Source organism: Hwangdonia sp., from assembly GCF_048381975.1.
In the GTDB taxonomy this organism is placed as follows: domain Bacteria; phylum Bacteroidota; class Bacteroidia; order Flavobacteriales; family Flavobacteriaceae; genus Hwangdonia; species Hwangdonia seohaensis.
Window position 1 is genome coordinate 51,231 of record NZ_JBLWYT010000004.1, and the last position, 21,487, is coordinate 72,717.

The following is a 21,487-nucleotide window of genomic DNA, read 5'->3' on the forward strand; positions in this document are numbered from 1 at the left end:
TGAGGTATAATCGTTCTCGAAATAATTCCGCATGTTCTAGAAAACTGGTTTTTCAAGATAAACTTACAAAATATTCAAGACTATCACTTTCCTTTTATCGATTTGCCAAGCTTATCAAGGGGTTTTGTTTGCCCACTGGGGATTAAAAGTTGACTCTTAGGGATTATGGACAAGTGCAATCCTCAAAGTCTTACAAATTCGTTTAAATTATATGACATTAAAAACATAAATCTAATGGCAAAAATAAAACACAACAATTTTTTGTACACGGTAAACGAGGTTTTCACAGACGCAAAACAGGAAGGGGTCATGCATCTCTATGCCGAAGGTGACGATTTTTCGGGAAGAACCATTGGTATCAATAACAGAAAGCTATTTCATTTTGGGACTACGGGATATTTGGGACTGGAACAAGATGCCAGATTGAAAGCAGCAGCGATTGATGCCATTACTAAATACGGTACTCAGTTTCCGCTTTCTAAATCCTACATCTCCAACCCCCTCTATAAGGAGTTGGAAGAGAAACTGACAGCGATGTACCAAAACCCTGTAATAGTTACTAAAAACAGTACTTTGGGACATATGGGCGTAATCCCCAATGCAGTTAGCGACCAGGATGCCATAATATTAGACCATCAAGTACACTGGAGCGTTCAAAGTGCTGCCAAGGTATTAAAGAACCGGAGTGTTCCCATAGATATGATACGGCACAACGATCTGAACATGTTGGAGGATAGGATAAAATCACTTTCTGATAAACACAAAAGAATCTGGTACATGGCAGATGGAATCTATTCCATGTACGGAGATTTCGCACCGTTAAGGGATTTAAAAAACTTATGTGAAAAATATCCACAATTATACCTTTATATTGATGATGTCCATGGGATGAGTTGGATAGGAAAAAATGGAATAGGCTATGCACTTAGTCAACTTGATGAACTTTCTGAAAATATTTTGCTATTTGGGACTCTCAGTAAGACCTTTGGCGCCAGTGGTGCGGTACTAGTCTGTTCCAATACAAAAATGTACCATGAAATAAAAACCTTTGGAGGTCCTTTGACATTTTCAGCACAATTAGAACCAGCCTCGGTTGCCGCAGCAACTGCCTCTGCAAAAATTCATTTAACACCCGAAATCTATGAAATTCAAAATGATTTAAGGGAGCGTGTCCAATATTTCAACAGCTTATTACAAGTGACCGATTTACCCCTTATAGATAAAAACAACTCTCCGGTATTTTTTATAGGAACAGGAATGCCCAAGACAGGCTACAATTTTGTTAGCCGACTCATGAGAGAAGGATTTTATGTCAACCTAGGGATATTTCCAGCAGTGCCGGTTAAGAATACGGGCGTGCGTATCACGATATCCAGACATAATAAGAAATCTGAAATCAAGGATTTGGTTGCCGCCATGGTACATCATTTCCCAAAAGCCTTAGAAGACACCCATACCAATATGCAACGGGTTTGCAAAGCCTTTAAGTTAGAGGTAAAATCAAAAGCAGAAGATAAAGCTCAAACCAATTTAACAGTTCAAATTGAAGATTCTATTTTGAAAATTGATAAAACCCTATGGAATGATCGTGTTGGCAAACACGGTGTTTATGATTGGGAAGGGCTTAAATTCTTGGAACAGGTATTTAGTGACAATGTTTTAAAAGAGCATAATTGGACGTTCCATTATATGATTATATTTGATCAAGAGCACAACCCTATTTTATCAACGTTTTTAACCGTTGGTTTATGGAAAGATGATATGCTGGCTAAAGTAAGCGCTTCAGAGATTATTGAAGAACAAAGAAAAACAAACCCCTATTACTTAACATCCAAAGTACTGAGTATAGGGTCGCTTTTTACTGAAGGAGATCATTTATTCATTGATGAGAATCACCCCCTAATGCAACAGGCATTAGATACGCTAATGCAATCCATCGAGATTTTGGAAGAACGTTTTAAAGCTAAAATGGTAGTCATTAGGGATTTTTGTGAGCAAGACACCTTACATCCCTATTTTCAAGGTCAAGGTTTTGTAAGAGTGCAAATGCCAAATTCTTGTAAAATTAATATTGAGGTCAATGAAACTATGGAAAGTTTTATAACAAAGTTATCATCAAGAAATAGACGACATTTAAGAAAGGAAATCCTGGAATATGAACCTTTGCTAAAGATTGAAGTTTTAAAAACATGCAACAAAAAACAATTAAAACAAATTCAACAGCTTTATGCCAACGTACATCAAAATAATTTAGGCCTGAACACCTTTTCTTTTCCTGATAAATTGTTTGAGTCCATGTCAAAGCATCCTAATTGGGAATTCATTATGGTTAGCCTGTTAGAAAACCCAAATCAAATCATTGGGGTTATGCTTTGTTACAATAATGGAAACCATACGTATGTTCCTGCTTTTGTAGGTCTTGACTATATTTATCTCGGTGAATTTTATACATATAGACAGTTGTTATATCAAACGATCAAACGAGCCATTGATTTGAAATACAGGCGTATTGATTTGGGAATGACCGCTTTTTTTGAAAAAAGAAAACTAGGAGCTACGGTTGAACAAAAGTATGCCTACATACAAACGGCTGACAACTATACCATGGAACTTATGGGTATAATGGAATGATGCCTTTATAAAGAGGCAAAGGTTTGTTTATGTGTGAAATATCAAGAATTAATATTAGAATTTGAAACCAAGTTGGAATCCTTGGAATCCTGTGAAAAAGACATTTTGCACAAAGCCGAAAATGGCATTGCTCATACAGAAACATGCATTAAAAAACTCCGAAATGAAGTCGTTCAAAAAGGATTTATTTCTACTCAAGAAGAAATCCATTTTTTTAAACATGTCAAGCCACAAATCTTCAGTAAGCTTATCTATTATGTTAAATTATTTAATATTGAAAGCAAGCGCCCCAGGAGCAGTTCTAAATTCCAAGTTAAATATTTAAATAATCAAATAAACAAACTTCAACTCTATTTTAATGATAATTTAGAGTTCTATCACTACTATCGCAGAGGTGCAACGACCTTGGACGAACAATATTTTGTTCGTGGAAAATCTGACCTGCGGTCTTCAACAGAATCTTTTCACGCTTTTATAGACGAGCAGTTCTCAACTTGTCAAGATAGCACAGTAGCTACTATAATAGCTTTTGATATGCTGATTGTATATCTAAAGCAGGAAATAGAAAAATTAGAGGCGGATAAGGATACTATAAAAACACATACAATGAGGGAAACATCTAAACTTTTCTGGACCGGAAGCAAGACAGAATTGATCGAATTAATTTATGCCTTGGACTGCAGCGGGGCAATTAACAGTGGAACAGCAGATATTAAACAATTGGCATCAGCTTTCGAACATCTGTTCAATATAGATCTTGGACATTACTACCATACATTTATTGAAATTAGAGCTCGAAAATGTAGTAAAACCAAGTTTTTGGATAAGCTTATTGAGCTTCTCAACCAACGGGTTAAAGAAGCCGATGCGTAATCCCAACCCAACCCTAAGTTGGGGTTTTATTTAAAAAGATTGTAGCCATATAATTTAAAGGGATTTATGCTTTGGCTTTATATAATCACTTGTTACTTACCATCAGAACTTAACATAATTAACATAAAAAAAGCGACCCAACTTGGGGTTGGGTATAGATGGCAACTTAAAATAGTTTTTAAGATTTGTAGAACGGAAGTCAAATCAGGTCAAGGGCTATTATTTAAGCTTAATGCAAAATAGTAGTCCTTTTCCAAAAATAGTTCTACAATGCCAGTTTCAATTATTACACCAGATGATCTAAGGGACTTCAAGATTGAATTGCTCGATGACATCAAAAAACTTTTAAATAAACAAGTAGAAGGAAAGCTGAAGAAATACTTAAAATCTTCAGAAGTCATGGACTTACTTCAAATTAGTCCAGGCACTTTACAGAATCTTCGTATTAATGGCACACTACCCTACACTAAAGTTGGTGGTATCATCTTTTATGAGTCTGAAGAAATAAAAAAGGTCATGGACAATAATCGAGTGCATCATAAAATTGGTTAATGATGTATGAATTATATAACACATCTCAATGCTGTATTTCAAAAATTCTACGAAGACAAAAGGCTAAACACAACCCATGTCAGTCTTTATATGGCCTTGTTTCAATTTTGGAATATCAATCGATTTCCAGAGGAATTCTACATTGACAGACAAGAAGTTATGGAACTCTCAAAAATTGGTTCGACAGCAACTTATCATGGCTGCTTAAAGCAGATGGATAAATGGAAATATCTAAAATATATGCCTTCTCACAATCCATATAAAGGCAGTAAAATTAAGTTGTTCAATTTCGGTACAACCTCTGAACAACTTGTGAATGAGTTTAAAACAAGTAAGGAGCAAGTTGTAAACGAGCATCAAACAAGTACTGAACAAGCATTGATACCTAATACAAACATTAATAAACAAATAGAAAACATTAATAAACCTAAGCTGCCAAAAAATGAATTTGAAGTCATTGATTTTTTTAAAAACAAAAAATGGCCAAATAATGAAGCCAAAAAATTCTACAACCACTACCAAGGTATCGGTTGGAAAATTGGTGGTAAAATAAAAATTGAAGATTGGCATGCTACCGCAAGTAATTGGATGCTTAAAGCCAATGAATTTGAAACTGCATCTGCAGTTCCTCAAAAAAAGGACAATCTGCGAACCAGAAAAAACAAAGATTATGGTCAACCCCTGTAAAATTGTCGAAAACAACATAACATATTCCATCGGGACGTTTAATGGGAAAGAAGTCATTTACGATTTTGAAAAAATTTTAATCTATCTCGATGCTAAAGGAAAAATGCTTTTTGGTAACGGTTTTAAAATCTATGACGATGATCATGCTATCATTTTAAAACTCTGCCATTATTTTATTAGGGACAAAGAAAATTGCGAAAAGAACGAGATAGATCCAGATAAAGGCATTTTACTTTCCGGGCCAGTGGGTTGTGGCAAAACGAGCTTAATGTTATTGCTAAAACATATCGTTCCATTGCAAAAACCATATATCCTAATTCCATCTAGAAATATCGTGTTCGGCTTTAATCATATTGGTTATAAAACCATTGAGGATTATGGCTGTAAACAGTTTTTCTGTTTTGATGATTTAGGTGTTGAACCTATGGGAAGACACTACGGTAAAGACTGCAACGTTATGGGCGAAATCCTGATTTCACGTTATGAGCTTTTCATAGATCACAAGATGAAAACACATGCTACCACAAACCTTAATGCCGAAGAATTAGAAGATTTATACGGTAATAGGGTCCGTAGTCGCATGCGAGAATTATTCAACCTCGTGGCATTTGATCAAGACACCGTCGATAAACGAAAATAACAGGTTTCCACCTTTTACGGAAACGAAATAAATATTATTCCAATGAAAATAGCAACGTTAAATATCCAGAACTTATTCCATAGAGATAAAAGTCTTATTGAGAAACCATTCGGGAAAAATCTAACCGATTGGATAAAAGAACTCGACACCCTCATGCTTCAAAATTCTAAGTCTCAAAACCAACAAGAGCGAATAAGGGAGCTCTCATTTTTAATAGGTTTTGAAAAATCAAGTCCGAGACCTTACGCTGTTTTACAAAGAAAAGCAGGGTTTCTTTATATGAAAGGACTTAACCATTCCGTTGCAAACAAAGCAAGTGATCTCACAAACTGGAATGGCTGGATAGAAATTCAAACCGTTCCTATACATTCTAAAGCCACGCAACACAAAGCACAAGTTATCGCTAATGTAAATCCAGATATTTTACTGCTACAAGAAATTGAAGACAGAGCATCTTTTGAGGATTTCAACCAGCTCATATTACCCAAATTTAATTGCAAATCCTATACCCACTCCTTTGTGATTCAAAGCGACAATATGAACGGTTTAGAAATGGGAATAGCCTTGCGACAAGGCTACAGTCTCGATGCTGTTAGAACATATAATATCAATGGAACAATTAATGACAATGGCAAAAATTTAATCGAATATGAAATTAGCACACCATCAAAAGAAACCATTTGGTTATTAAATGCTTATTTAAAAAAACCAACAAAAGATAGAAATCTATCCGATAACAATAGAAAGAAACAAGTTATTAGTATTGCAGAAGTCTATACGAAACTTAAAACCGAAGGCAAGAAAAACATTATAATAGCTGGAACATTTAATGCGCCTTCTTATTGTGATTCCTTATCTCCTTTAATTCAACATACCGACTTAAAAGACATAACAAAACATCTCACTTTTGAAGTAGATATCGATATAGGAAAAGACGCCACCTATCATAGATTAGGCGCCTACAGAATGGGCGTTAACATAAAACAAAAAGATTATATGCTCTTCTCTCCTGCGCTATTTGATAAAATGACTGATAGCGGTTTAAACCGTAAAGCGATGTGGCCAGATAAACGCCCCCAATGGTCAATTTACAAGTCGGTTACCAATAAAAATTTGGCAGCTAGCGAACATCCTTTGGTTTGGGGTAATATTGATCTTTAAAATATCTTCTACTGTTTTTTCTTTACTACATGGCGATATATGGTTATCATAATTTCCCTAATATTCTTTACAAACTCTAAATACAACCTACTCATAGCTCCAAAAATTTAATAACTGATTGAAGTATAATCAAGGCAACAGCGTTTTGTATCGTCTCTTTGGATAAATATATCGACTCATCGGTTTGAGATAAAAACCCAAGTTCCAAAAGAACAGTTGCCCCACTATCGTCATTATCTCGTAACACCTGAAAATTGCCATATTTTATTCCTCGTTTTTTAAAACCTAGTAAATCTGCTAAACCTCTATGTATTGTGAATCCTAAATAGGCAGATTCTTTAGCTTGCACTTCAATTTTAGGATGAATGAAAACCTCTGTTCCTGATGCTGTTCTGTTTATAGCTTGATTGCAATGTATCGAAATAAAAACATCAGCTTTTAGTTTCTTGGCTAATCGAACTCTATCAGCAAGAGACACTAAGGTGTCTGAATATCTAGTAAGGAAAATTTTCAAAGGCGTTTTATAAAGCTTATGATTAAGCTCAACTATTTTAGAAGCGATACTCAGCACAATATCTTTTTCTTTTATACCATTTATGGATATTGCTCCAGCATCATTTCCTCCATGCCCAGGATCAATCAATATAATTGGGTTCCTGGTTTTGTCTTTACCGTTTTGTGTATAACAAGGATTTAGAAAAACCAGACAACATATTACCCATGTAAATCGATGTAATGCCTTCATAAGAATCATTTAGATTACACAATATTCAAGAAATCAATCACTTCCTTAATAATCTTCAAAAGTTTAACACGAATTGACGTTAAAGTTTATTGAATTTCTTTATTCATCTTCATTTCATAATAGATTTCACAAAAATCTTAGCAGACGGCAAAGTATGACGTACTACTCAGATACTAAATAATTTAAAATCTATTAGTTATGAAAAAATCAATTTTTGTATTACTAGCACTCTTTCTATCGTCAACTTCAAGCTTTGCTCAAATTGGAGGTATTGAAGACTCTGTAAACGATGTTTCAGACACCATTAGAACCATTTTCCCCATCATTTTAGGTGTCATTTTCCTTATTGGATTCCTGTTCAATGCTGGTCATTTCTTTGGTGAAAACGCAGACCTAAAAAAAGGGATTACCCGTGTTCTTGTTTTTGTTCTAATAGCCGGTGCAGTGGTAGGCATCTTTACATACCTCATAAGCATCGTGGTATAACGACCCTCATCAAGGGCTCTATTAGAATAGCTGTATGAAGAAATACGAAGTATATAAAAACATTAGGAAACGGGCGATGATTTTCGGGCTGCCTGTTTCTATGTTTGCTCTCATGATGATTGCTGTTATAGCGTCACTTTTAGTCATCATCTTCTCTTTTAGTTTTGTGATAATTATAGGTGTGCTAGCTTTCAATGCAGCGCTTTATATCGCATTGACAAGATTTGCACACAACCCTCGATTATTTGAATTCTCAAAAGTTTTCCCAAAGATTATCAGTAATAAAAAATCAACTGCATTAGACTATGAATAAGATAAATTTACAATCCTATTACCCGATTATAGACATTCAAGAACATGTTGTTTTTGCCAATAATGGTAATGTAGTTTTATGTTTTAAAGGTTCGCTTCCAGAAATCTATTCCCTTTCAGAAAAAGATTTTGAGGATATGCACGGTGCATGGTTTCAAGCCATTAAATCATTGCCTACCGGTTGTGTTGTGCATAAACAAGATATCTATCTCAAAAAGACTTACACATCGGACGAATTACCAAATGACACATTCTTAGAGCGAGCAACAAACAAACATTTTAAGGGTCGTGAGTATATGGAACATCAATGTTATTTGTTCTTCATATTGACAAAAAACAATGCGCTTAATAATAGCAAATATGTAAATCCCTTTAAAAAAGTATCCAAAAAGGTGGTGCAAGACATTGACACCCATACCAATACCTTCGTTGAGACGGTCAGTGATTCCGTTTCTTTTATTAATAACAGTCGTAAAATGGAATTCCTTCCCATGCACGAAAAAGCTATACACGAGTTAACCAATAACTATTTCAATGGATTTAATAGCGGTCTTGACACAGATATGGTTCTTGAAAAAGAAAACACCAATATTGGCGAACATTATTTTGATGCTTTGGCCGTAAATAATGAACTATGCTTTGGAGAGAGTGTACAAACGAGTAAAACCAATGAGCGTTTTACGTCTGACGACTTTGTGTTTCATCAAGGATTTATTGATGGCATCGGTCTTACCCTAAATGAAAACCATATTGTAAATCAAATCATCTATTTGGATGACAAACAGAAATGGCGCAAACTGCTGGACAAGAAAGTTGAAGTGCTAAACAAAAGTTCCAACTTTGGTTCACAGAATAAAGTGGTTCTAAAAAAAATACAACACATCCTAAATCAAATCAACTCTGATGATAAGGCCCGTGTTATCAGAGGTCATTTAAATATCATTTACTGGGCTCGGGAAACCCGAGAGCTAGGCACAATAGCATCTAAAATAAAAACCGAACTCAAGGAAATCGACATCATTCCTTATTACCCTAGAGGCGAAGAACGTAAAAATTACATTTTAAATAGTTACTGCTGCTTTTCATCCAACTTCTCAAACGAAGATTTATATGTAACCGATTTAAAACACGCCCTGTGTCTTCTTATAAATAACAGCAATTACAAAACAGATAAAACAGGCATAATCTTTAATGATAGAGAACATAACATTCCTGTTTTAAAAGATGTTTGGGATGAGGATAAAAAACGGATCAAGGCAAGAAACTTTGCCATATTTGCGCCAACCGGAGAAGGTAAATCGTTTTTGGCCAATAACATATTGCGTCAATATTTTGAAAGTGGTGTTCGACTGGTTATTATTGATTTGGGAGGTTCTTACACCAAGTTCGCAAAATTATACCCTGAACAATATACCGTTCTACGATATGAAAGTGGTAAAAACCTTGGCATTAATCCATTTTACATTAATAATTTAAATGACATAACTCCTGAACGCCTTGAAGATTTATCGGTGTTTTTATTCGAACTGTTTGCTTCAGATTTAAAAGTGACTAAGGCAGAATCCGTATCCATAAAAAAAATACTTCGCTATTACTATACTGAAGTTTCAAAAGACCACTCCCTCAACAGTTTTTACATGTTTATTGAAACCAGAAGAGATAATCTTTTAGAGCAATTGAAGATTCATGGGGATTATTTCAATATCACAAACTTTCTTCACATCATATCCGAATATGTCGGCGATGGGCTTTACAGCTTCTTATTTGAAGTTAGCGAAGACCAAACCTTTAAGATTGAAGACAAACGCTTGATCGTTTTTGAACTTGACGAAGTAAAGGACAATAAGGAAATTTTGTCCGTAATGTTGAAGCTGATTAAGTCTGCCATCCAGCGAACCATTTGGAAAAACAGAGCTGAAAAAGGCATCATATTATTTGATGAGTTTGCCAAACAACTGAAGTTTGAAAACGTACTGGAAAGTGTAGAGTTCTACTACCAAGCCATTAGAAAACAAAATGGTGCTATTGGTATTATTCTCCAATCCATTAATCAATTGCCAAACAATTCCACTTCAGCAAGTATTCTTGAAAACACACAAGTTATTTACAGTCTGAATAACGAGAAAGGGTACGACGAATTACAAAAACGATTGAACCTTTCAAGCCATGATCTTAATCAATTAAAGTCCATTAAAAATAACCTTACCGGACCAAGAAAATATACCGAAATGTTTATCAAAATCGGAAAAGAAAGCAACATTTTCCGGTTAGAAGTACCAAAAGAAGTTTACGCTGCTTACCTCACAGACGGTAGAGAAAATGAAGCCATTATGAAGCTTTATGCAAAGAACCAAAATATGGAAAAAGCGATTAACGAATACGTAAAAAATGAATATTCATCTTAAAAACAGAAACTATGAAAACAAAAATCAAAACATTAGTATTGGCAATAGCCTTGACCTTTTTAATGCCTGGCATTGTTAAGGCTCAAGGAATGCCCGTTTATGACAATACCAATTTTATAAGTCTTGCAAAATCACTTGTAGAATCTGCGAAACAGACCTCTCAATTATTAAAAACGGTTCAGTTTCTCAAAACACAAAAAGACAACATTGAAAAAGTAAATAATGTTATAAAACAACTAAAGGCCATTAAAGAAATGGCAAAGAACAATCAAACCCTTTTCAATGTGGTTCGGGACGATTTACGTGAGATTCTAAACTCGCCTTATATCAAACCTGAAGAGGTAAATCGAATTTCAGATTCGTTCAACGGCATTATAGAAAGCTCCCTAGAGAGCATGAATTTTATCGAACAAATATTATCAAATAATTTCCTGAAAATGACGGATGCCGAACGAGCTGGGATCCTAAAGCAGAAAGAAATTGAATCGAATGAAATGGTAGCGGAAATAACAAAAAAAACCGAACGCTATCGTGATATTATTTCTTTTAGAAAAATGCAGGACAAAATCAATAACAGAGAAACAAACTACTAATAATGGCTACAATTTTCTTTTTAGGGATAGGATTAGAGTACATCGATGCTGTTTTTCAAATAATAAAAAATAGTGATTTTTCACAATACACTATTGCTGGAATGAAAACACTCGCTGTGCTCTTTTTCTTGGTCAACATCCTTAAAAAGTACAACGAAGGCATTGCCAATAAAGAAGGTTATACCTGGGGGCTGAGTCCAGCAGAACTTGCAAAGAATTTTGCGATTGTTCTCTTGGTTATTTTCTCAACTCAAATTTTAGGTTTCTTTGATGGTGTTCTTGTAGCCATAGAGTCTCAATACAGAAATACAGCTCCCGCACTCCTACCGCTTCAAATGCAGGATATTCCAATTGAGGAAGATGTGGGGGTCATTGAAGCCACAAAAAAAGCCATGGCATTGTTATACGATGCATTGGTTACTCCCCTTTTTGGGTGGAAAATCGTTGCGTTTATTATAAGTCTTGGCCTTTGGATATTGGACCTTTTCATCTACCCGCTTTTTTTGGCCGAACGCTATTTTCTATTAGGTATCATGCAGGCCTTTTTTCCTTTGGTATTAAGTCTTGCGGTATTTGAAAAATTTCGTTCCATGGCTTATACTTTTTTTAAATTGTATGCTGCTGTTTACATGCTTGTTCCTGCCTTCTTTTTAGTCAATGTATTTATCAATGCCATCTATACAGAAATAAACACCAATTTCTGGGTTAATCTATTTGGAACTGATGTTGGAAGTCGTCTATTCTCACCAGTCGTTCAATTAGGATCTGTGGTCTTTATTGTATTTCTAAAATTCAAATTGTACAGACGAGCAGTAACATTCACCTTAAGACTCTTTACTTCTTAACGCTAATCACGCAACATGAAAACATCATACAAAAACATATATGCCGTTTTAAAAATAAACCGATTTATCGTGCTTGCGGTAGTTGTCTGTGCACTGGGCTCTAGCGCGTTTTCTGGATGGGTAGTTTACGATATTCATAAAAAAGCGCTCAACAGTTCTTTTGCCATCAATACAGATGGTACTGTCATTCCTTTAAAATGGGTGGTTCAAAAAGAAAACTTTAAGGTTGAAGCTCTGGCGCATCTGGAATTGTTTCACTCATACTTCTATAACATAGATGCTAGCAATTATGAAAAGAATCTTGAGAAAGCTTTATGGCTTGGAAATAGCTCGGTAGATAATCTTTACCGCCAGAAAAAAGCCGATGGTGTTTACAATCGATTATTACAATACTCATTGGTTCAAAAAGTTCTGAGCATCGAATCGCAATTGGATTTACAAGTCGAACCTTATCAATTCCAAACCAAAACCATATTTGAAATTAATCGGGGAACGGTGGTCGATTCTTATGAGCTGGTTTCAACCGGAAATATTATTGTGGTTGATCGCAATTACCCTAAAAACACTCATGGACTGCTAATCACAAATTATTTTGAAAACACATTAAAAAAAGTCCATAATGGACAATGATAATTTACACTCAAACACCAAGTATTATGAAATTAGAAAAGAATAAAATCGTATTTGGTTCTGTTATAGCAGTTGTTCTTATTTTCCTTATCTCCTATTCCGTTTTAATAATGGAAGATGATTCTGAAGAAAACAAGAACTTAAAGCAAACGCTTGTACCAGAACTTGAACAAGAACAAGAGGATTATTCCACAAAACTTGATGCTATTAACGACCTTAAAGAGGTACGCGAAACCAACGCACCAAGTATCTACGATGAAAAACTTATTGATTCCCTGGGCTTTTACGACCCAGATTTAATTGAGAAAGAAAAGCACCGCATAGTCGATAGCATATATCGATATGGTAAAATAGATTATACGGAAAATCAATATCGGAATTCTGAACCAAAGGTTGTTTTTGACAAAACAAAAAACAGAGACAGCATGGCTCCTGAAATTGGGCAACATATTGAAATCAAAGAGATTGGACTGGAACACAAACTGTTTTTTGCTTCTAATCCACAAACCGATTCGCGCTATAATCTTTTAAAAACAGATTCGGTAATTCATGTTTCAGTCGATGGAAATCAAACCGTAAGAGCAAACTATCGTTTAAGAATGCTATTAATTAAAGATGCGCTAATCAATAATCGGGTCGTTCCCAAAAATACACCGGTTTATGGCTTTATAAGCTTTCAACCTAATCGCGCCCTAATAGAGATTGAAAATATTCAACATCAAGCTGTAAAACTCAAGGCTTTCGATTTACAAGATGGAAGTGAAGGCATCTATGTTGAAAACAGTTTTCGAGCTGATGTTAAAAGAGAAGTTGTTGAAGATGTTGTGGATGATATAAATATCGCCGGCGTGCCACAGGTAAATGGCGTTAAGAGAATCTTTCAACGCAGTAACCGTAATGTTAAAGTTTCGGTAGTTAATAATTACAAACTCATTTTAAAAGCCTCATTAAATCAATAAAAAATAACTCTTATGAAAAATCCGATAATAGTAGTCAGCTTTATCTTGGTTTCCGCTTTCGTTGAAGCACAACCACAAATTATTTTAGACACCATTTATGCCAACGACCATAAAAATGTGGCACTCTTCTTCCCTAACCCAATCCGGCAAGGTATTACAGGGGCTGATAATTTTGTATTTACCTATAACAGAGAAAAAGAACAGTACTTTGGTTTATTGCAAGCCACACCGGGAAATGAAAGTAATTTACTGATAATCAACAACAATGGTTCGATTTTTTCGTATATTGTAAGGTATCAGAAAGTACTGAGCAAGTTGAATTACTTTATTCAAGATTCGACAGCTATTGGTAATGAAAGACCAATTACCAGAACTGTTGATGATAAAGATAATTCAATTGAACAATTCAATTTTAAATCCAATTATTATGAACGTTTTTGTTCATATTTGGTAAAAAGAAGACAGCACATTGGGAAGCTTAGAAAACGTACTGATGGAATTATTCTAAGGGTTGAAAATATCGTTTTTGACAAAGAAGAATTATACTTTGTGATAACTGTTGAAAACAAATCGTCTTTAGATTATGATGTAAATTTCTTAAATCTAACTATCCAAACCAGAAAAAAAGGCAAGAAAAAATCATTACAAACACTCTACTTAGAACCTGTTTTTGAATATAACATGCCGTTAAAAATTAAGAAAGGTCAAATTACCAAATTAGTATATGTCATTCCCAAGTTCTCTATAAGTAGCGAGCGTTTGGTTTTGCTGGAACTCAATGAGAAAAATGGAGAACGTAATATAAAACTGAAAATATCAAATAGAACAATTAATAACCCAAATTAAATATTATGAAAAAGATGATACTGTATTTATTGATTATGTTATTCATGGGGTGCACACAATCCCAATTATCACATACTGATACCGCCAAAGTTGTTGTGGAGAGCTTTTATAAAAATGACAATTCTATATTAAAAAAGCATACAACCCCAGAAAGCTATGCATCGTTTATGTCTGTTCAAGCTATAGTTGCTCCTGGGACAGATGACGCTTCAAATTTTAAGTTAATTAAAGAATCTGTTAATGGAAATACAGCTTGGGTAAAGTTTTCTACTTCTTTTGAAGATAAGCCTGAGACTTTTAAGCTTGAAAAAGTTGATGGTAAATGGTTGGTTGCGGAGAAAGGTACAGGGGAAAACGCGCCTTTGTGAATGGCTTTAATTGTTTTTTATTTCAACTTTATTTTCCAATACCCTCTGGTACCACCAATACGCTCTAAATAATTTTCCTTTATATTATTAAGATGTTTTTGGATAGCGAATTCGTTATATGTAAAAATTCTGCAATACCAGAAGGACTTATTCTATTATCAGTTGCTATCATTTTAAGAATTTCTTTTTGTCTAAGAGTCAATTCTTCTAAACATCTATGTCCTTATTTATTTTTTTATCTGTTACACCACCTTCTTGACCACCTATTAGAACACCTATTAGACCCCCTAAATATATGTCATCATCTTAAGTCACAAAGATCATGCTAATAAGATTTCAAAAAAACCCGCTTTTACTTATTTGTATTTAAGTATAAAAATTAATTTTCAGCATTAAGGTTGTGAGGAAAAATTACGCAAAATAAACTATAAAATAAAGCGTTGCCTTAACATATGACGGACTTAATTAATGTTCCATTTTATTTCTTTAATCTTTGATGCTATACTCAGCAACGATTTAAGTATAAGCTTTTCATTAGGCAATTCTCCTGTAAGCATCTCTTTAAAAGAACTTGCATAAGTTTTGCTTAATGTTTCCCAAACCCTTTTCGTTTCGCTAAAAAACAACGATTCTGATGGATGTTTAGACAGCCATACTTTATCATTTGGGATGGCTTTGTCATCATCCTTTCCAACTTGTATAAGCATTGTTTCAAAATCATCAGATTTCAAAAATTTTAAAATTCTCCTTTCCTGTAATAATTGATGTAAATCGTAGGTATGGCGGACTTTATTGGCAAGATCCTCCAACGGGTTTTCGGTATATGAAAACCGAACCAGGCTAATTATTTTTTCGCAAAAAGTACGTTCAATACTGATTACCGTTACCGCAAACGGTTCAAGTTGAAATTCTTTAATTAAATCTGGGTTATTGGTTGTGGCAATAAACTCCGTAACCATTGAGTGCACATTAACACTTTCTGATGGATGTGAATTACCAAGGCTTGACACTTCCAATACGATCTGGTCTCTCACTTGGCCATACGCCCCTTTCACACCTGCCTTGTCATAACCATAAACCACTTTCCTTATTTTTCCTCGTTTGTTCTCCAAAGGATGGTCGGGAATGACGGTCATAACAGTTTCCAATGTACTGGTCACTTTTTTGAGTTTTCGTTTCAAGGAACTGTCTGTTTCTCCATCGTCTTTTATCACAACCATATCGATATCTTCCGAGAAACGTTCAATAATTCCGAAGCATTTGGATAGGGATGTGCCACCTTTGAAAACAGCAATGTTCTTTGAGGTTTTATCAGTAAAAATCTGTTTGAGTGCAAAGGTTACCCAGTAATCTTTTTCTACATAGATTTCGGCAATTCCAAAATGCTGTGCCGTGGCAACAATGGCACCCTCAAAAGCATCTTTATAGTTGTGTAATTTCATTAGGTGATGTTCCAGTTTGAGATAGTAGGCAATATTTTTTCGGGTATTCCAAATTCATAACTACTCAAATAATTTATGGTTTCTTTTAGCGACTCGCTCAATTTGTTAAGCAAAAGAACTTCAAGAATTGCTCCCAACAAAGCCCTAACCTTTGGCGGGTATGCTTTTGCAAAATGGGCCAACTTTCCCTTATCTTCATCCGATAGGTTTATTATTTTTGCCTTTAGAAAATCAACACCTATCTTTTTATCCATATCTGGAATGTTCTTAAAATCCTTCATGACGTCCAAGAGCTGTAACAATGGCACATTTTTTTTTGTAACCCGAACATAACTCTTTGCAGGTTTAATAATAAGGCTTCCTATTTTTGTCTTTATTTCCTTATCCTTACTTGCCAGTCTCACGACATTAGGAACTTGTGTGGTCAATCCAAGTTGGTTATATAATCTAACACCGGTTACATAAGCAATTTGCTTATCGTTTTCAAAGAGGTAATTCTTAAGCAATACATCTTCTTTTGGTTTAAGTTCTCCAAAAACCGTTTGCCTGGGCTTATAGTACATCCCATTTTTATATCTCTTGATAACTCCATTGGCAACCAATCTACTTAAAGCTTTAGCTGCAGCAGAAAATTCATTTTGGGGAATAGACAACGTATCGTATGTAAACACCTCTCCAGTACCTATACGAGCAACTTTGGTTTTTATGGATGCTGTTATATTCATAGTTATAATAGCACAAAGATAATCATTTTTAACATCATTTGTCAAGTTTTTTCCATTATTTACTTGACAGTTAAAAACAAAAATCGTTCCATAATTAGTTTTTATTCATCTAGATAAGGGTTCTATTAATTAATTATTTAAAAATTGATTTCACCTCCTCATAAACCCTATCAAAATTAGCTTGTAAGTCTGCTTCAGAATAGATCCGTTGTCTCGCTGGTAATCGCTTTTCAATTTTGGGCAATTTAAATTGAACCTTCCTGTCCTTACCATCTGCGAACGCAATAAATTCGCCTTCTTTTAGCCTAAAGAACACATCAGCCCTGATTTTAGCGACTTCGCGTTCTCCCGTTGTAATTCGTGTATCAAAATTAAGATTATGTCCTCGATTGACACTTGTTGTTTCTTTCTTTACGATTTCAAAAAAACGCTCATAATATTTCGCCGTGTCCGGATCGTTTACTTTTCCGAAGAATTGATACGACAGATTACTTAAAATCGCCTTGCTCGTCTTATCTCCATACATTATGTCATTCTGTATTTTGTCCTGCATCACATAAATGGTAGCTATATCATAACTTCGTAATGTGGCGGGAATCCTGTGCATATTCAATAACCTTATCGTTGGTGCTTCTTCCAACAACAAAAACGATGCATTCGAATTTCGCACGCTCATTTGTTTTGTAATCGTATGGATAATAGTCGCAATGATCGGCGAATAGGCAGTCTCATATTTCGGATTATTGACTACTGAAATTACTAGAGGCTTGTCCTGGCTATTTATATCTAGCGGAACATCATCTGCGGATAATACCATAAAAATACGTTGCGTACTTATTTTTTTGAGCGCATTGGCCAAAGTGCTTTTTACACCAGCGGTCTGCCTATCGGAATCCTTACCGCTAATAAAGGCGTCCGCCATCGCTCTCGATGTTGTGTTGGAACTCAAAAAAGCGATCAGACTATCCGTGTCCAAAAACTGGTAAATCGCTATTAAATGTGGTAATGTGCACAAATGTGGATAATAGGTTCTCAGCATCCAAATCAAACCACCAATCAGCCCTTCAGCCGCATCATTGAAAAACTTTGTTGTCCCTGTACTTCCGGACTCCCTTTGCTCCAATAGGTTTTCGATTAGTACACGAGCGACTTCATTTACGCTTTCTTCATTGGCCATGTATCTTGGTGCAATAGGATTCACGCGGTCATGGATAGTATCGAAAGAAACCACTTTGAAATCAATCCCGTTTTTTTCAAATAAAGGAAATGCCATTTCCGTGATTTCGAAATTCTTGTAATCGTGAATCACACCGGAAAACCCGTGCTTGCTGAAATGTCGAAGAAAATTAAAAACTACGCTTTCTGTTTTTCCGCTTCCTGCCGAACCAATGATTGATGCGCCTCGTTTGATGTTGTTTATTTTGAAATTTCCTCGCTTTAATTTAAAATGAACCTGGTGCTTATCATTGGAACCCAAAATTTCATTTTCCTTGTGAAGAAAGACATACAGGACCGTATTGATAAGCAAAAGTGGACAACCGATATAAAGTAACTGTACAAACCATGGTATCAAATAAGGGCTCAATTTAAAAAGCAATCCTAGACAAATTCCAGTTAAAAAGAGGTTTATAAAAAAGGCATATCTCGTCATTTTGAATAGACTCGAAAACACCAAGCTCATTCCAAACAGTAATCCAATCGTAAATGTGACACCTTGAATTTCCATCTTATATACCTATTGAACCTGATTTAATCGCTATATCCACACCACGTTTTAAATACCTTATGGTTTTGAGGGCCAGTTGCACTTGATTGGTTGGAATGCTCGCCATGGGCACTCCAGACTTTGCGAGTATTTTAAAAGCCAAGGCTTTCTCACTTGCCGGCAATCCCAACAATGTTGTGAAGTACAGGTTTGGATTTTTAATGAAATCTTTCTTCGATCTATACGATTCTGCGTAGTTGCGTTTGTAACCAAACGTTTTATCGAAAGTGCTTTCGGCTTTTGTGAAAAACGCATCTCTGTCAAACCCACGCTTTACAATTTTGCCGTGCATCCGGACTTCAGAAGCTTTGTGTTTGGATCCTGGCGATAAACTCACGGAATTCGATGCATCCTTTCGGCTCACGATGATATGGACGTGACTTTGATTCCCCGCTTTTTTCATGCCCTGGACAATCCGCCTTCCGTTTTGTCGGTGTGGTGCTTCGGCTTCGAGTTTGGCTATTTCGGATTTCATTTTCTTGATATTTCCATCCAATCGCCCTTGTTCAGTTTTCCGTATATCGGTTTTCAGTTGAAGTATTTTTGAGGCATATGGTTGGTTTTCCCTTACCTGTTTATCGGTGCCTTTAAATGTGCGTTGGTGTTCTATTTTCGCAAAGTATTTTATAGCGTCAACGGTTATCGGTTTACCATTAATTTCACGATTGAAGGACGCTGCATAATCGTTCATTATCGCTCTGGTATATCTTTTTAAATCTTCGGAACTATTCTGCAATTTTTTCAATTCATATTTACTGGGATTCACAGTAATTGAATAAAACTTAGGTTCTTTCTTTTTGAGCTTTGCCGTGTTGCCATCGATTTCCCTGACCACTTCCTTTGCTTTAATTTCATTGCCATAATGATTAAAAAAATGCCCTATTTCTTCTTGTTCCAAACCTTGATTTTCCTTCTCCAAATACTCGACAAAATCCGCAGAACTTTGTGAATAGTCCCCGCCTAATTTTTGGGCCGTGATTGTGATGTACATAATTTTATAATTGATTGTTTGAATCTTTCTTTTCCCCGGACTGAATTTTTATGTCTTTGATTTCTTTCGCTAAAATGAGCTTTTTGGGTTTAGGCTCAAATCCCATAAACAAGGATTGCAACATGGCAGTTGTGGGTTTGTCGTGGTTCTTTTCGATATCCTTTATGATGGCGATTACCGCGTTTATTCGCTTCTTGATTTCGCTCTCCAATGTTTGCATATTTGGTCCCAAAGTTTCATTTGGCGAAATGCCATTCTCCTCAAAAAAGTCCAACATCAAAAGCAATGTCATCGATTGTGATTTAGACATTTTTTTACTAAACTCCCGAAAACGGTTTGCTACTGAAGTTTTGATACCGAGCTTCTCAAACCGCTCTTTTTCATATCCTTTATCCATTTTTTCTGAAAAAATTTGTCGTTTTTATTGGGCTGCGAGGATTTTTTCTGAAAAAACCATTTTCAAAACTCAAAACCCAAAACAATCAATCGTCGAAAGGCGTTGATTTTACTAGGGTTTTGAAAAAATCAAAAATCGAAACATCGCGCCAGCGTGTTACCCTCTTGCTATTCCTTTTCGTCCCGACCTGTCGGGACAAAAATGATTACCATGACATCCAAAAATGTAATGGCTTTTTTTGTAATACCAATTGAAATTAGATTTTTTAAGAGTGTTAAATTTGAAGTTTAAAAGTATCTTCACCAAACCGCTCTTTTTGATGCAGAATATAAAATATGGGAATAAAAAAAGACCTTCAAAAACTTAAAGGTCCTGGGTTAATAATTCGATTTTAAATATTAAAAACATAGTCATAAGAATACAGATTTCTCAGAGCTTCTTCTTCCAAAAGTGTATCATATTCCACATGATGTTCTTCGGCGTATCGTTTCAGTTCATTTCCAAATTTGCGTTCCACATCTTTTTTGGAAACCGAAACCAACCGCTGTTGGGTTTCGTTATCGAGGTTCGTATAATTGAGATATACCATAACGGATATTTTAATATTCACTTGGAAGCATTAGCGTATTGTCTACAAAAAACAATCGCAATTCGTCCAAGGGAAAGTCGGTTACATTATATCTGTGCGTTTCAAAAATATTGCCATTCCCATCGCTATATTTGATGATGGCTTCGCATTGCTTTTCAAACTGTTCCTTTTCAGAAAGCCGCTTAAAATCAATGGTAATAAAACGGCTTCTATTTGAAAGGCTTTTAGCAATTACGGATGCATCCGTAATCAACCAAAAGCATTCCGCTTCATTGGCCAGATATTTTAATCCATCGGTAAAACGAGTCCCAATCAGTGGAATTTTAAAGAACATTTCCGTACCACAAAAATGTTGCAAATCGGCCTTTATTTTGTTAACTTTATCATTCATTGTTTTTTCTTTTTAAAAGTTAATAATGAAAAAGAGAGCGCAACTTTTCGACAGGAACGCTCTCTTTTAATTTTCAATTATTTAGTAGCGTTATCCTCGCCCTTGATTCCCAAAAGCAAGATCTCATCTACGACCACTTCGGTAACGTATCTTTTTTCACCGGCTGCGGTTTCATAAGAGCGTGAGGTCAATTTTCCCTCTAACGCTACCTCTTTTCCTTTGCCTACATATTTCTCAACGATTTCGGCAATCTTACCCCATGCCACGATATTGTGCCATTGGGTGTTTGTCACTTTTTCTCCCTTGGAATCTTTATAAGATTCATTGGTTGCGATTGAAAATTTTGCAACTTTCTTTCCGCTTCCAAGGTTTGTGGTTTCTGGCTCGTTTCCTACGTTGCCAATTAACTGTACTTTGTTTTTTAGAGTACTCATAATTAAAAGATTTAAAGATT

Annotated in this window: 24 protein-coding genes; 15 read left to right on the forward strand and 9 right to left on the reverse strand. The window is 35.3% G+C overall.

All coding sequences use genetic code 11. From position 1 onward, the window contains the following. The first annotated feature begins 234 nt into the window (after positions 1-234). The 6 genes from ACN5J7_RS08390 to ACN5J7_RS08415 all read left to right on the forward strand — a co-directional run bounded on the left by ACN5J7_RS08390 (position 235) and on the right by ACN5J7_RS08415 (position 6,544). On the forward strand, positions 235-2,631 hold the full coding sequence (locus ACN5J7_RS08390; RefSeq protein WP_418603554.1) for an aminotransferase class I/II-fold pyridoxal phosphate-dependent enzyme: 2,397 nt from the start codon (positions 235-237) through the stop codon (positions 2,629-2,631). Between the two features lie 33 nt (positions 2,632-2,664). Then, a complete protein-coding gene (locus tag ACN5J7_RS08395; RefSeq protein WP_418603555.1) occupies positions 2,665-3,504 on the forward strand; it encodes an RteC domain-containing protein in 840 nt (279 codons plus the stop codon). Between the two features lie 270 nt (positions 3,505-3,774). Then, positions 3,775-4,056, forward strand: a complete 282-nt coding sequence (locus ACN5J7_RS08400) for a helix-turn-helix domain-containing protein (RefSeq protein WP_418603556.1) — start codon at positions 3,775-3,777, stop codon at positions 4,054-4,056. A 6-nt stretch (positions 4,057-4,062) separates the two neighbouring features. Next, positions 4,063-4,743 (forward strand): hypothetical protein, encoded by a 681-nt coding sequence (locus ACN5J7_RS08405; RefSeq protein ID WP_418603557.1) that lies wholly within the window; start codon positions 4,063-4,065, stop codon positions 4,741-4,743. Then, positions 4,727-5,383, forward strand: a complete 657-nt coding sequence (locus ACN5J7_RS08410; RefSeq protein WP_418603558.1) for an ATPase — start codon at positions 4,727-4,729, stop codon at positions 5,381-5,383. The genes ACN5J7_RS08405 and ACN5J7_RS08410 overlap by 17 nt, the downstream gene beginning before the upstream one ends. Before the next feature lie 42 nt (positions 5,384-5,425). Beyond that, the gene (locus ACN5J7_RS08415; protein WP_418603559.1) at positions 5,426-6,544 is read left to right on the forward strand and encodes a hypothetical protein; all 1,119 of its coding nucleotides are present in this window, start codon (positions 5,426-5,428) and stop codon (positions 6,542-6,544) included. 91 nt (positions 6,545-6,635) lie between these two features. Here the strand turns inward: ACN5J7_RS08415 and ACN5J7_RS08420 are convergent, their stop codons facing one another. After that, positions 6,636-7,289 (reverse strand): N-acetylmuramoyl-L-alanine amidase family protein, encoded by a 654-nt coding sequence (locus ACN5J7_RS08420; protein ID WP_418603560.1) that lies wholly within the window; start codon positions 7,287-7,289, stop codon positions 6,636-6,638. Between the two features lie 198 nt (positions 7,290-7,487). On the opposite strand from ACN5J7_RS08420, the gene ACN5J7_RS08425 reads away from it, so the two are divergent. From ACN5J7_RS08425 to ACN5J7_RS08465, 9 genes are read left to right on the forward strand one after another with little or no spacing between them, the layout of a single operon-like run. Then, the gene (locus ACN5J7_RS08425) at positions 7,488-7,775 is read left to right on the forward strand and encodes a hypothetical protein (RefSeq protein WP_418603561.1); all 288 of its coding nucleotides are present in this window, start codon (positions 7,488-7,490) and stop codon (positions 7,773-7,775) included. Between the two features lie 34 nt (positions 7,776-7,809). Then, entirely contained in the window at positions 7,810-8,088 is a 279-nt protein-coding gene (locus ACN5J7_RS08430) for a hypothetical protein (protein ID WP_418603562.1), read from the forward strand. Further along, positions 8,081-10,492 carry a TraG family conjugative transposon ATPase gene (locus ACN5J7_RS08435; protein ID WP_418603563.1) on the forward strand — a complete coding sequence of 804 codons (2,412 nt, stop codon included), beginning with the start codon at positions 8,081-8,083 and terminating at the stop codon, positions 10,490-10,492. Before ACN5J7_RS08430 ends, ACN5J7_RS08435 begins: the two co-directional genes overlap by 8 nt. Positions 10,493-10,503: 11 nt before the next feature. Further along, a complete protein-coding gene (locus tag ACN5J7_RS08440; RefSeq protein ID WP_418603564.1) occupies positions 10,504-11,085 on the forward strand; it encodes a conjugal transfer protein in 582 nt (193 codons plus the stop codon). A gap of 2 nt (positions 11,086-11,087) precedes the next feature. After that, positions 11,088-11,930 (forward strand): hypothetical protein, encoded by an 843-nt coding sequence (locus ACN5J7_RS08445; RefSeq protein WP_418603565.1) that lies wholly within the window; start codon positions 11,088-11,090, stop codon positions 11,928-11,930. Positions 11,931-11,945: 15 nt separating this feature from the next. Then, positions 11,946-12,560, forward strand: a complete 615-nt coding sequence (locus tag ACN5J7_RS08450) for a conjugal transfer protein TraK (protein ID WP_418603566.1) — start codon at positions 11,946-11,948, stop codon at positions 12,558-12,560. A 26-nt stretch (positions 12,561-12,586) separates the two neighbouring features. Then, the gene (traM, locus tag ACN5J7_RS08455) at positions 12,587-13,519 is read left to right on the forward strand and encodes a conjugative transposon protein TraM (protein WP_418603567.1); all 933 of its coding nucleotides are present in this window, start codon (positions 12,587-12,589) and stop codon (positions 13,517-13,519) included. Positions 13,520-13,531: 12 nt separating this feature from the next. Continuing rightward, the gene (locus ACN5J7_RS08460) at positions 13,532-14,365 is read left to right on the forward strand and encodes a DUF4138 domain-containing protein (RefSeq protein ID WP_418603568.1); all 834 of its coding nucleotides are present in this window, start codon (positions 13,532-13,534) and stop codon (positions 14,363-14,365) included. A gap of 5 nt (positions 14,366-14,370) precedes the next feature. Continuing rightward, the gene (locus ACN5J7_RS08465) at positions 14,371-14,733 is read left to right on the forward strand and encodes a hypothetical protein (RefSeq protein ID WP_418603569.1); all 363 of its coding nucleotides are present in this window, start codon (positions 14,371-14,373) and stop codon (positions 14,731-14,733) included. Between the two features lie 461 nt (positions 14,734-15,194). Here ACN5J7_RS08465 and ACN5J7_RS08470 read toward each other — a convergent pair whose 3' ends face one another. The 8 genes from ACN5J7_RS08470 to ACN5J7_RS08505 all read right to left on the reverse strand — a co-directional run bounded on the left by ACN5J7_RS08470 (position 15,195) and on the right by ACN5J7_RS08505 (position 21,467). Further along, positions 15,195-16,175 (reverse strand): nucleotidyl transferase AbiEii/AbiGii toxin family protein, encoded by a 981-nt coding sequence (locus ACN5J7_RS08470; RefSeq protein ID WP_418603570.1) that lies wholly within the window; start codon positions 16,173-16,175, stop codon positions 15,195-15,197. Next, positions 16,175-16,900, reverse strand: coding sequence for a DUF6088 family protein (locus tag ACN5J7_RS08475; RefSeq protein WP_418603571.1), 726 nt, complete (start codon positions 16,898-16,900; stop codon positions 16,175-16,177). The genes ACN5J7_RS08470 and ACN5J7_RS08475 overlap by 1 nt, the downstream gene beginning before the upstream one ends. Positions 16,901-17,033: 133 nt before the next feature. Then, a complete protein-coding gene (locus ACN5J7_RS08480) occupies positions 17,034-18,581 on the reverse strand; it encodes a type IV secretory system conjugative DNA transfer family protein (protein ID WP_418603783.1) in 1,548 nt (515 codons plus the stop codon). 46 nt (positions 18,582-18,627) lie between these two features. Continuing rightward, on the reverse strand, positions 18,628-19,656 hold the full coding sequence (mobB, locus tag ACN5J7_RS08485) for a MobB family relaxase (RefSeq protein ID WP_418603572.1): 1,029 nt from the start codon (positions 19,654-19,656) through the stop codon (positions 18,628-18,630). Positions 19,657-19,660: 4 nt separating this feature from the next. Further along, positions 19,661-20,053 (reverse strand): BfmA/BtgA family mobilization protein, encoded by a 393-nt coding sequence (locus tag ACN5J7_RS08490; RefSeq protein WP_418603573.1) that lies wholly within the window; start codon positions 20,051-20,053, stop codon positions 19,661-19,663. A 391-nt stretch (positions 20,054-20,444) separates the two neighbouring features. Beyond that, complete coding sequence (locus ACN5J7_RS08495) at positions 20,445-20,642, reverse strand: hypothetical protein (protein ID WP_418603574.1); 198 nt, start codon at positions 20,640-20,642, stop codon at positions 20,445-20,447. Between the two features lie 10 nt (positions 20,643-20,652). Beyond that, positions 20,653-21,033 (reverse strand): DUF6876 family protein, encoded by a 381-nt coding sequence (locus ACN5J7_RS08500; RefSeq protein ID WP_418603575.1) that lies wholly within the window; start codon positions 21,031-21,033, stop codon positions 20,653-20,655. Positions 21,034-21,110: 77 nt separating this feature from the next. Beyond that, entirely contained in the window at positions 21,111-21,467 is a 357-nt protein-coding gene (locus ACN5J7_RS08505) for a single-stranded DNA-binding protein (protein ID WP_418603576.1), read from the reverse strand. Positions 21,468-21,487 lie beyond the last annotated feature (20 nt).

Coding starts and splice junctions, on each gene's coding strand:
- ACN5J7_RS08390 (WP_418603554.1), top strand. CDS start 235: ATGGCAAAAATAAAACACAACAATTTTTTGTACACGGTAAACGAGGTT.
- ACN5J7_RS08400 (WP_418603556.1), top strand. CDS start 3,775: ATGCCAGTTTCAATTATTACACCAGATGATCTAAGGGACTTCAAGATT.
- ACN5J7_RS08405 (WP_418603557.1), top strand. CDS start 4,063: ATGAATTATATAACACATCTCAATGCTGTATTTCAAAAATTCTACGAA.
- ACN5J7_RS08410 (WP_418603558.1), top strand. CDS start 4,727: ATGGTCAACCCCTGTAAAATTGTCGAAAACAACATAACATATTCCATC.
- ACN5J7_RS08415 (WP_418603559.1), top strand. CDS start 5,426: ATGAAAATAGCAACGTTAAATATCCAGAACTTATTCCATAGAGATAAA.
- ACN5J7_RS08420 (WP_418603560.1), bottom strand. CDS start 7,289: ATGAAGGCATTACATCGATTTACATGGGTAATATGTTGTCTGGTTTTT.
- ACN5J7_RS08425 (WP_418603561.1), top strand. CDS start 7,488: ATGAAAAAATCAATTTTTGTATTACTAGCACTCTTTCTATCGTCAACT.
- ACN5J7_RS08430 (WP_418603562.1), top strand. CDS start 7,810: ATGAAGAAATACGAAGTATATAAAAACATTAGGAAACGGGCGATGATT.
- ACN5J7_RS08435 (WP_418603563.1), top strand. CDS start 8,081: ATGAATAAGATAAATTTACAATCCTATTACCCGATTATAGACATTCAA.
- ACN5J7_RS08440 (WP_418603564.1), top strand. CDS start 10,504: ATGAAAACAAAAATCAAAACATTAGTATTGGCAATAGCCTTGACCTTT.
- ACN5J7_RS08445 (WP_418603565.1), top strand. CDS start 11,088: ATGGCTACAATTTTCTTTTTAGGGATAGGATTAGAGTACATCGATGCT.
- ACN5J7_RS08450 (WP_418603566.1), top strand. CDS start 11,946: ATGAAAACATCATACAAAAACATATATGCCGTTTTAAAAATAAACCGA.
- traM (WP_418603567.1), top strand. CDS start 12,587: ATGAAATTAGAAAAGAATAAAATCGTATTTGGTTCTGTTATAGCAGTT.
- ACN5J7_RS08460 (WP_418603568.1), top strand. CDS start 13,532: ATGAAAAATCCGATAATAGTAGTCAGCTTTATCTTGGTTTCCGCTTTC.
- ACN5J7_RS08465 (WP_418603569.1), top strand. CDS start 14,371: ATGAAAAAGATGATACTGTATTTATTGATTATGTTATTCATGGGGTGC.
- ACN5J7_RS08470 (WP_418603570.1), bottom strand. CDS start 16,175: ATGAAATTACACAACTATAAAGATGCTTTTGAGGGTGCCATTGTTGCC.
- ACN5J7_RS08475 (WP_418603571.1), bottom strand. CDS start 16,900: ATGAATATAACAGCATCCATAAAAACCAAAGTTGCTCGTATAGGTACT.
- ACN5J7_RS08480 (WP_418603783.1), bottom strand. CDS start 18,581: ATGAGCTTGGTGTTTTCGAGTCTATTCAAAATGACGAGATATGCCTTT.
- mobB (WP_418603572.1), bottom strand. CDS start 19,656: ATGTACATCACAATCACGGCCCAAAAATTAGGCGGGGACTATTCACAA.
- ACN5J7_RS08490 (WP_418603573.1), bottom strand. CDS start 20,053: ATGGATAAAGGATATGAAAAAGAGCGGTTTGAGAAGCTCGGTATCAAA.
- ACN5J7_RS08495 (WP_418603574.1), bottom strand. CDS start 20,642: ATGGTATATCTCAATTATACGAACCTCGATAACGAAACCCAACAGCGG.
- ACN5J7_RS08500 (WP_418603575.1), bottom strand. CDS start 21,033: ATGAATGATAAAGTTAACAAAATAAAGGCCGATTTGCAACATTTTTGT.
- ACN5J7_RS08505 (WP_418603576.1), bottom strand. CDS start 21,467: ATGAGTACTCTAAAAAACAAAGTACAGTTAATTGGCAACGTAGGAAAC.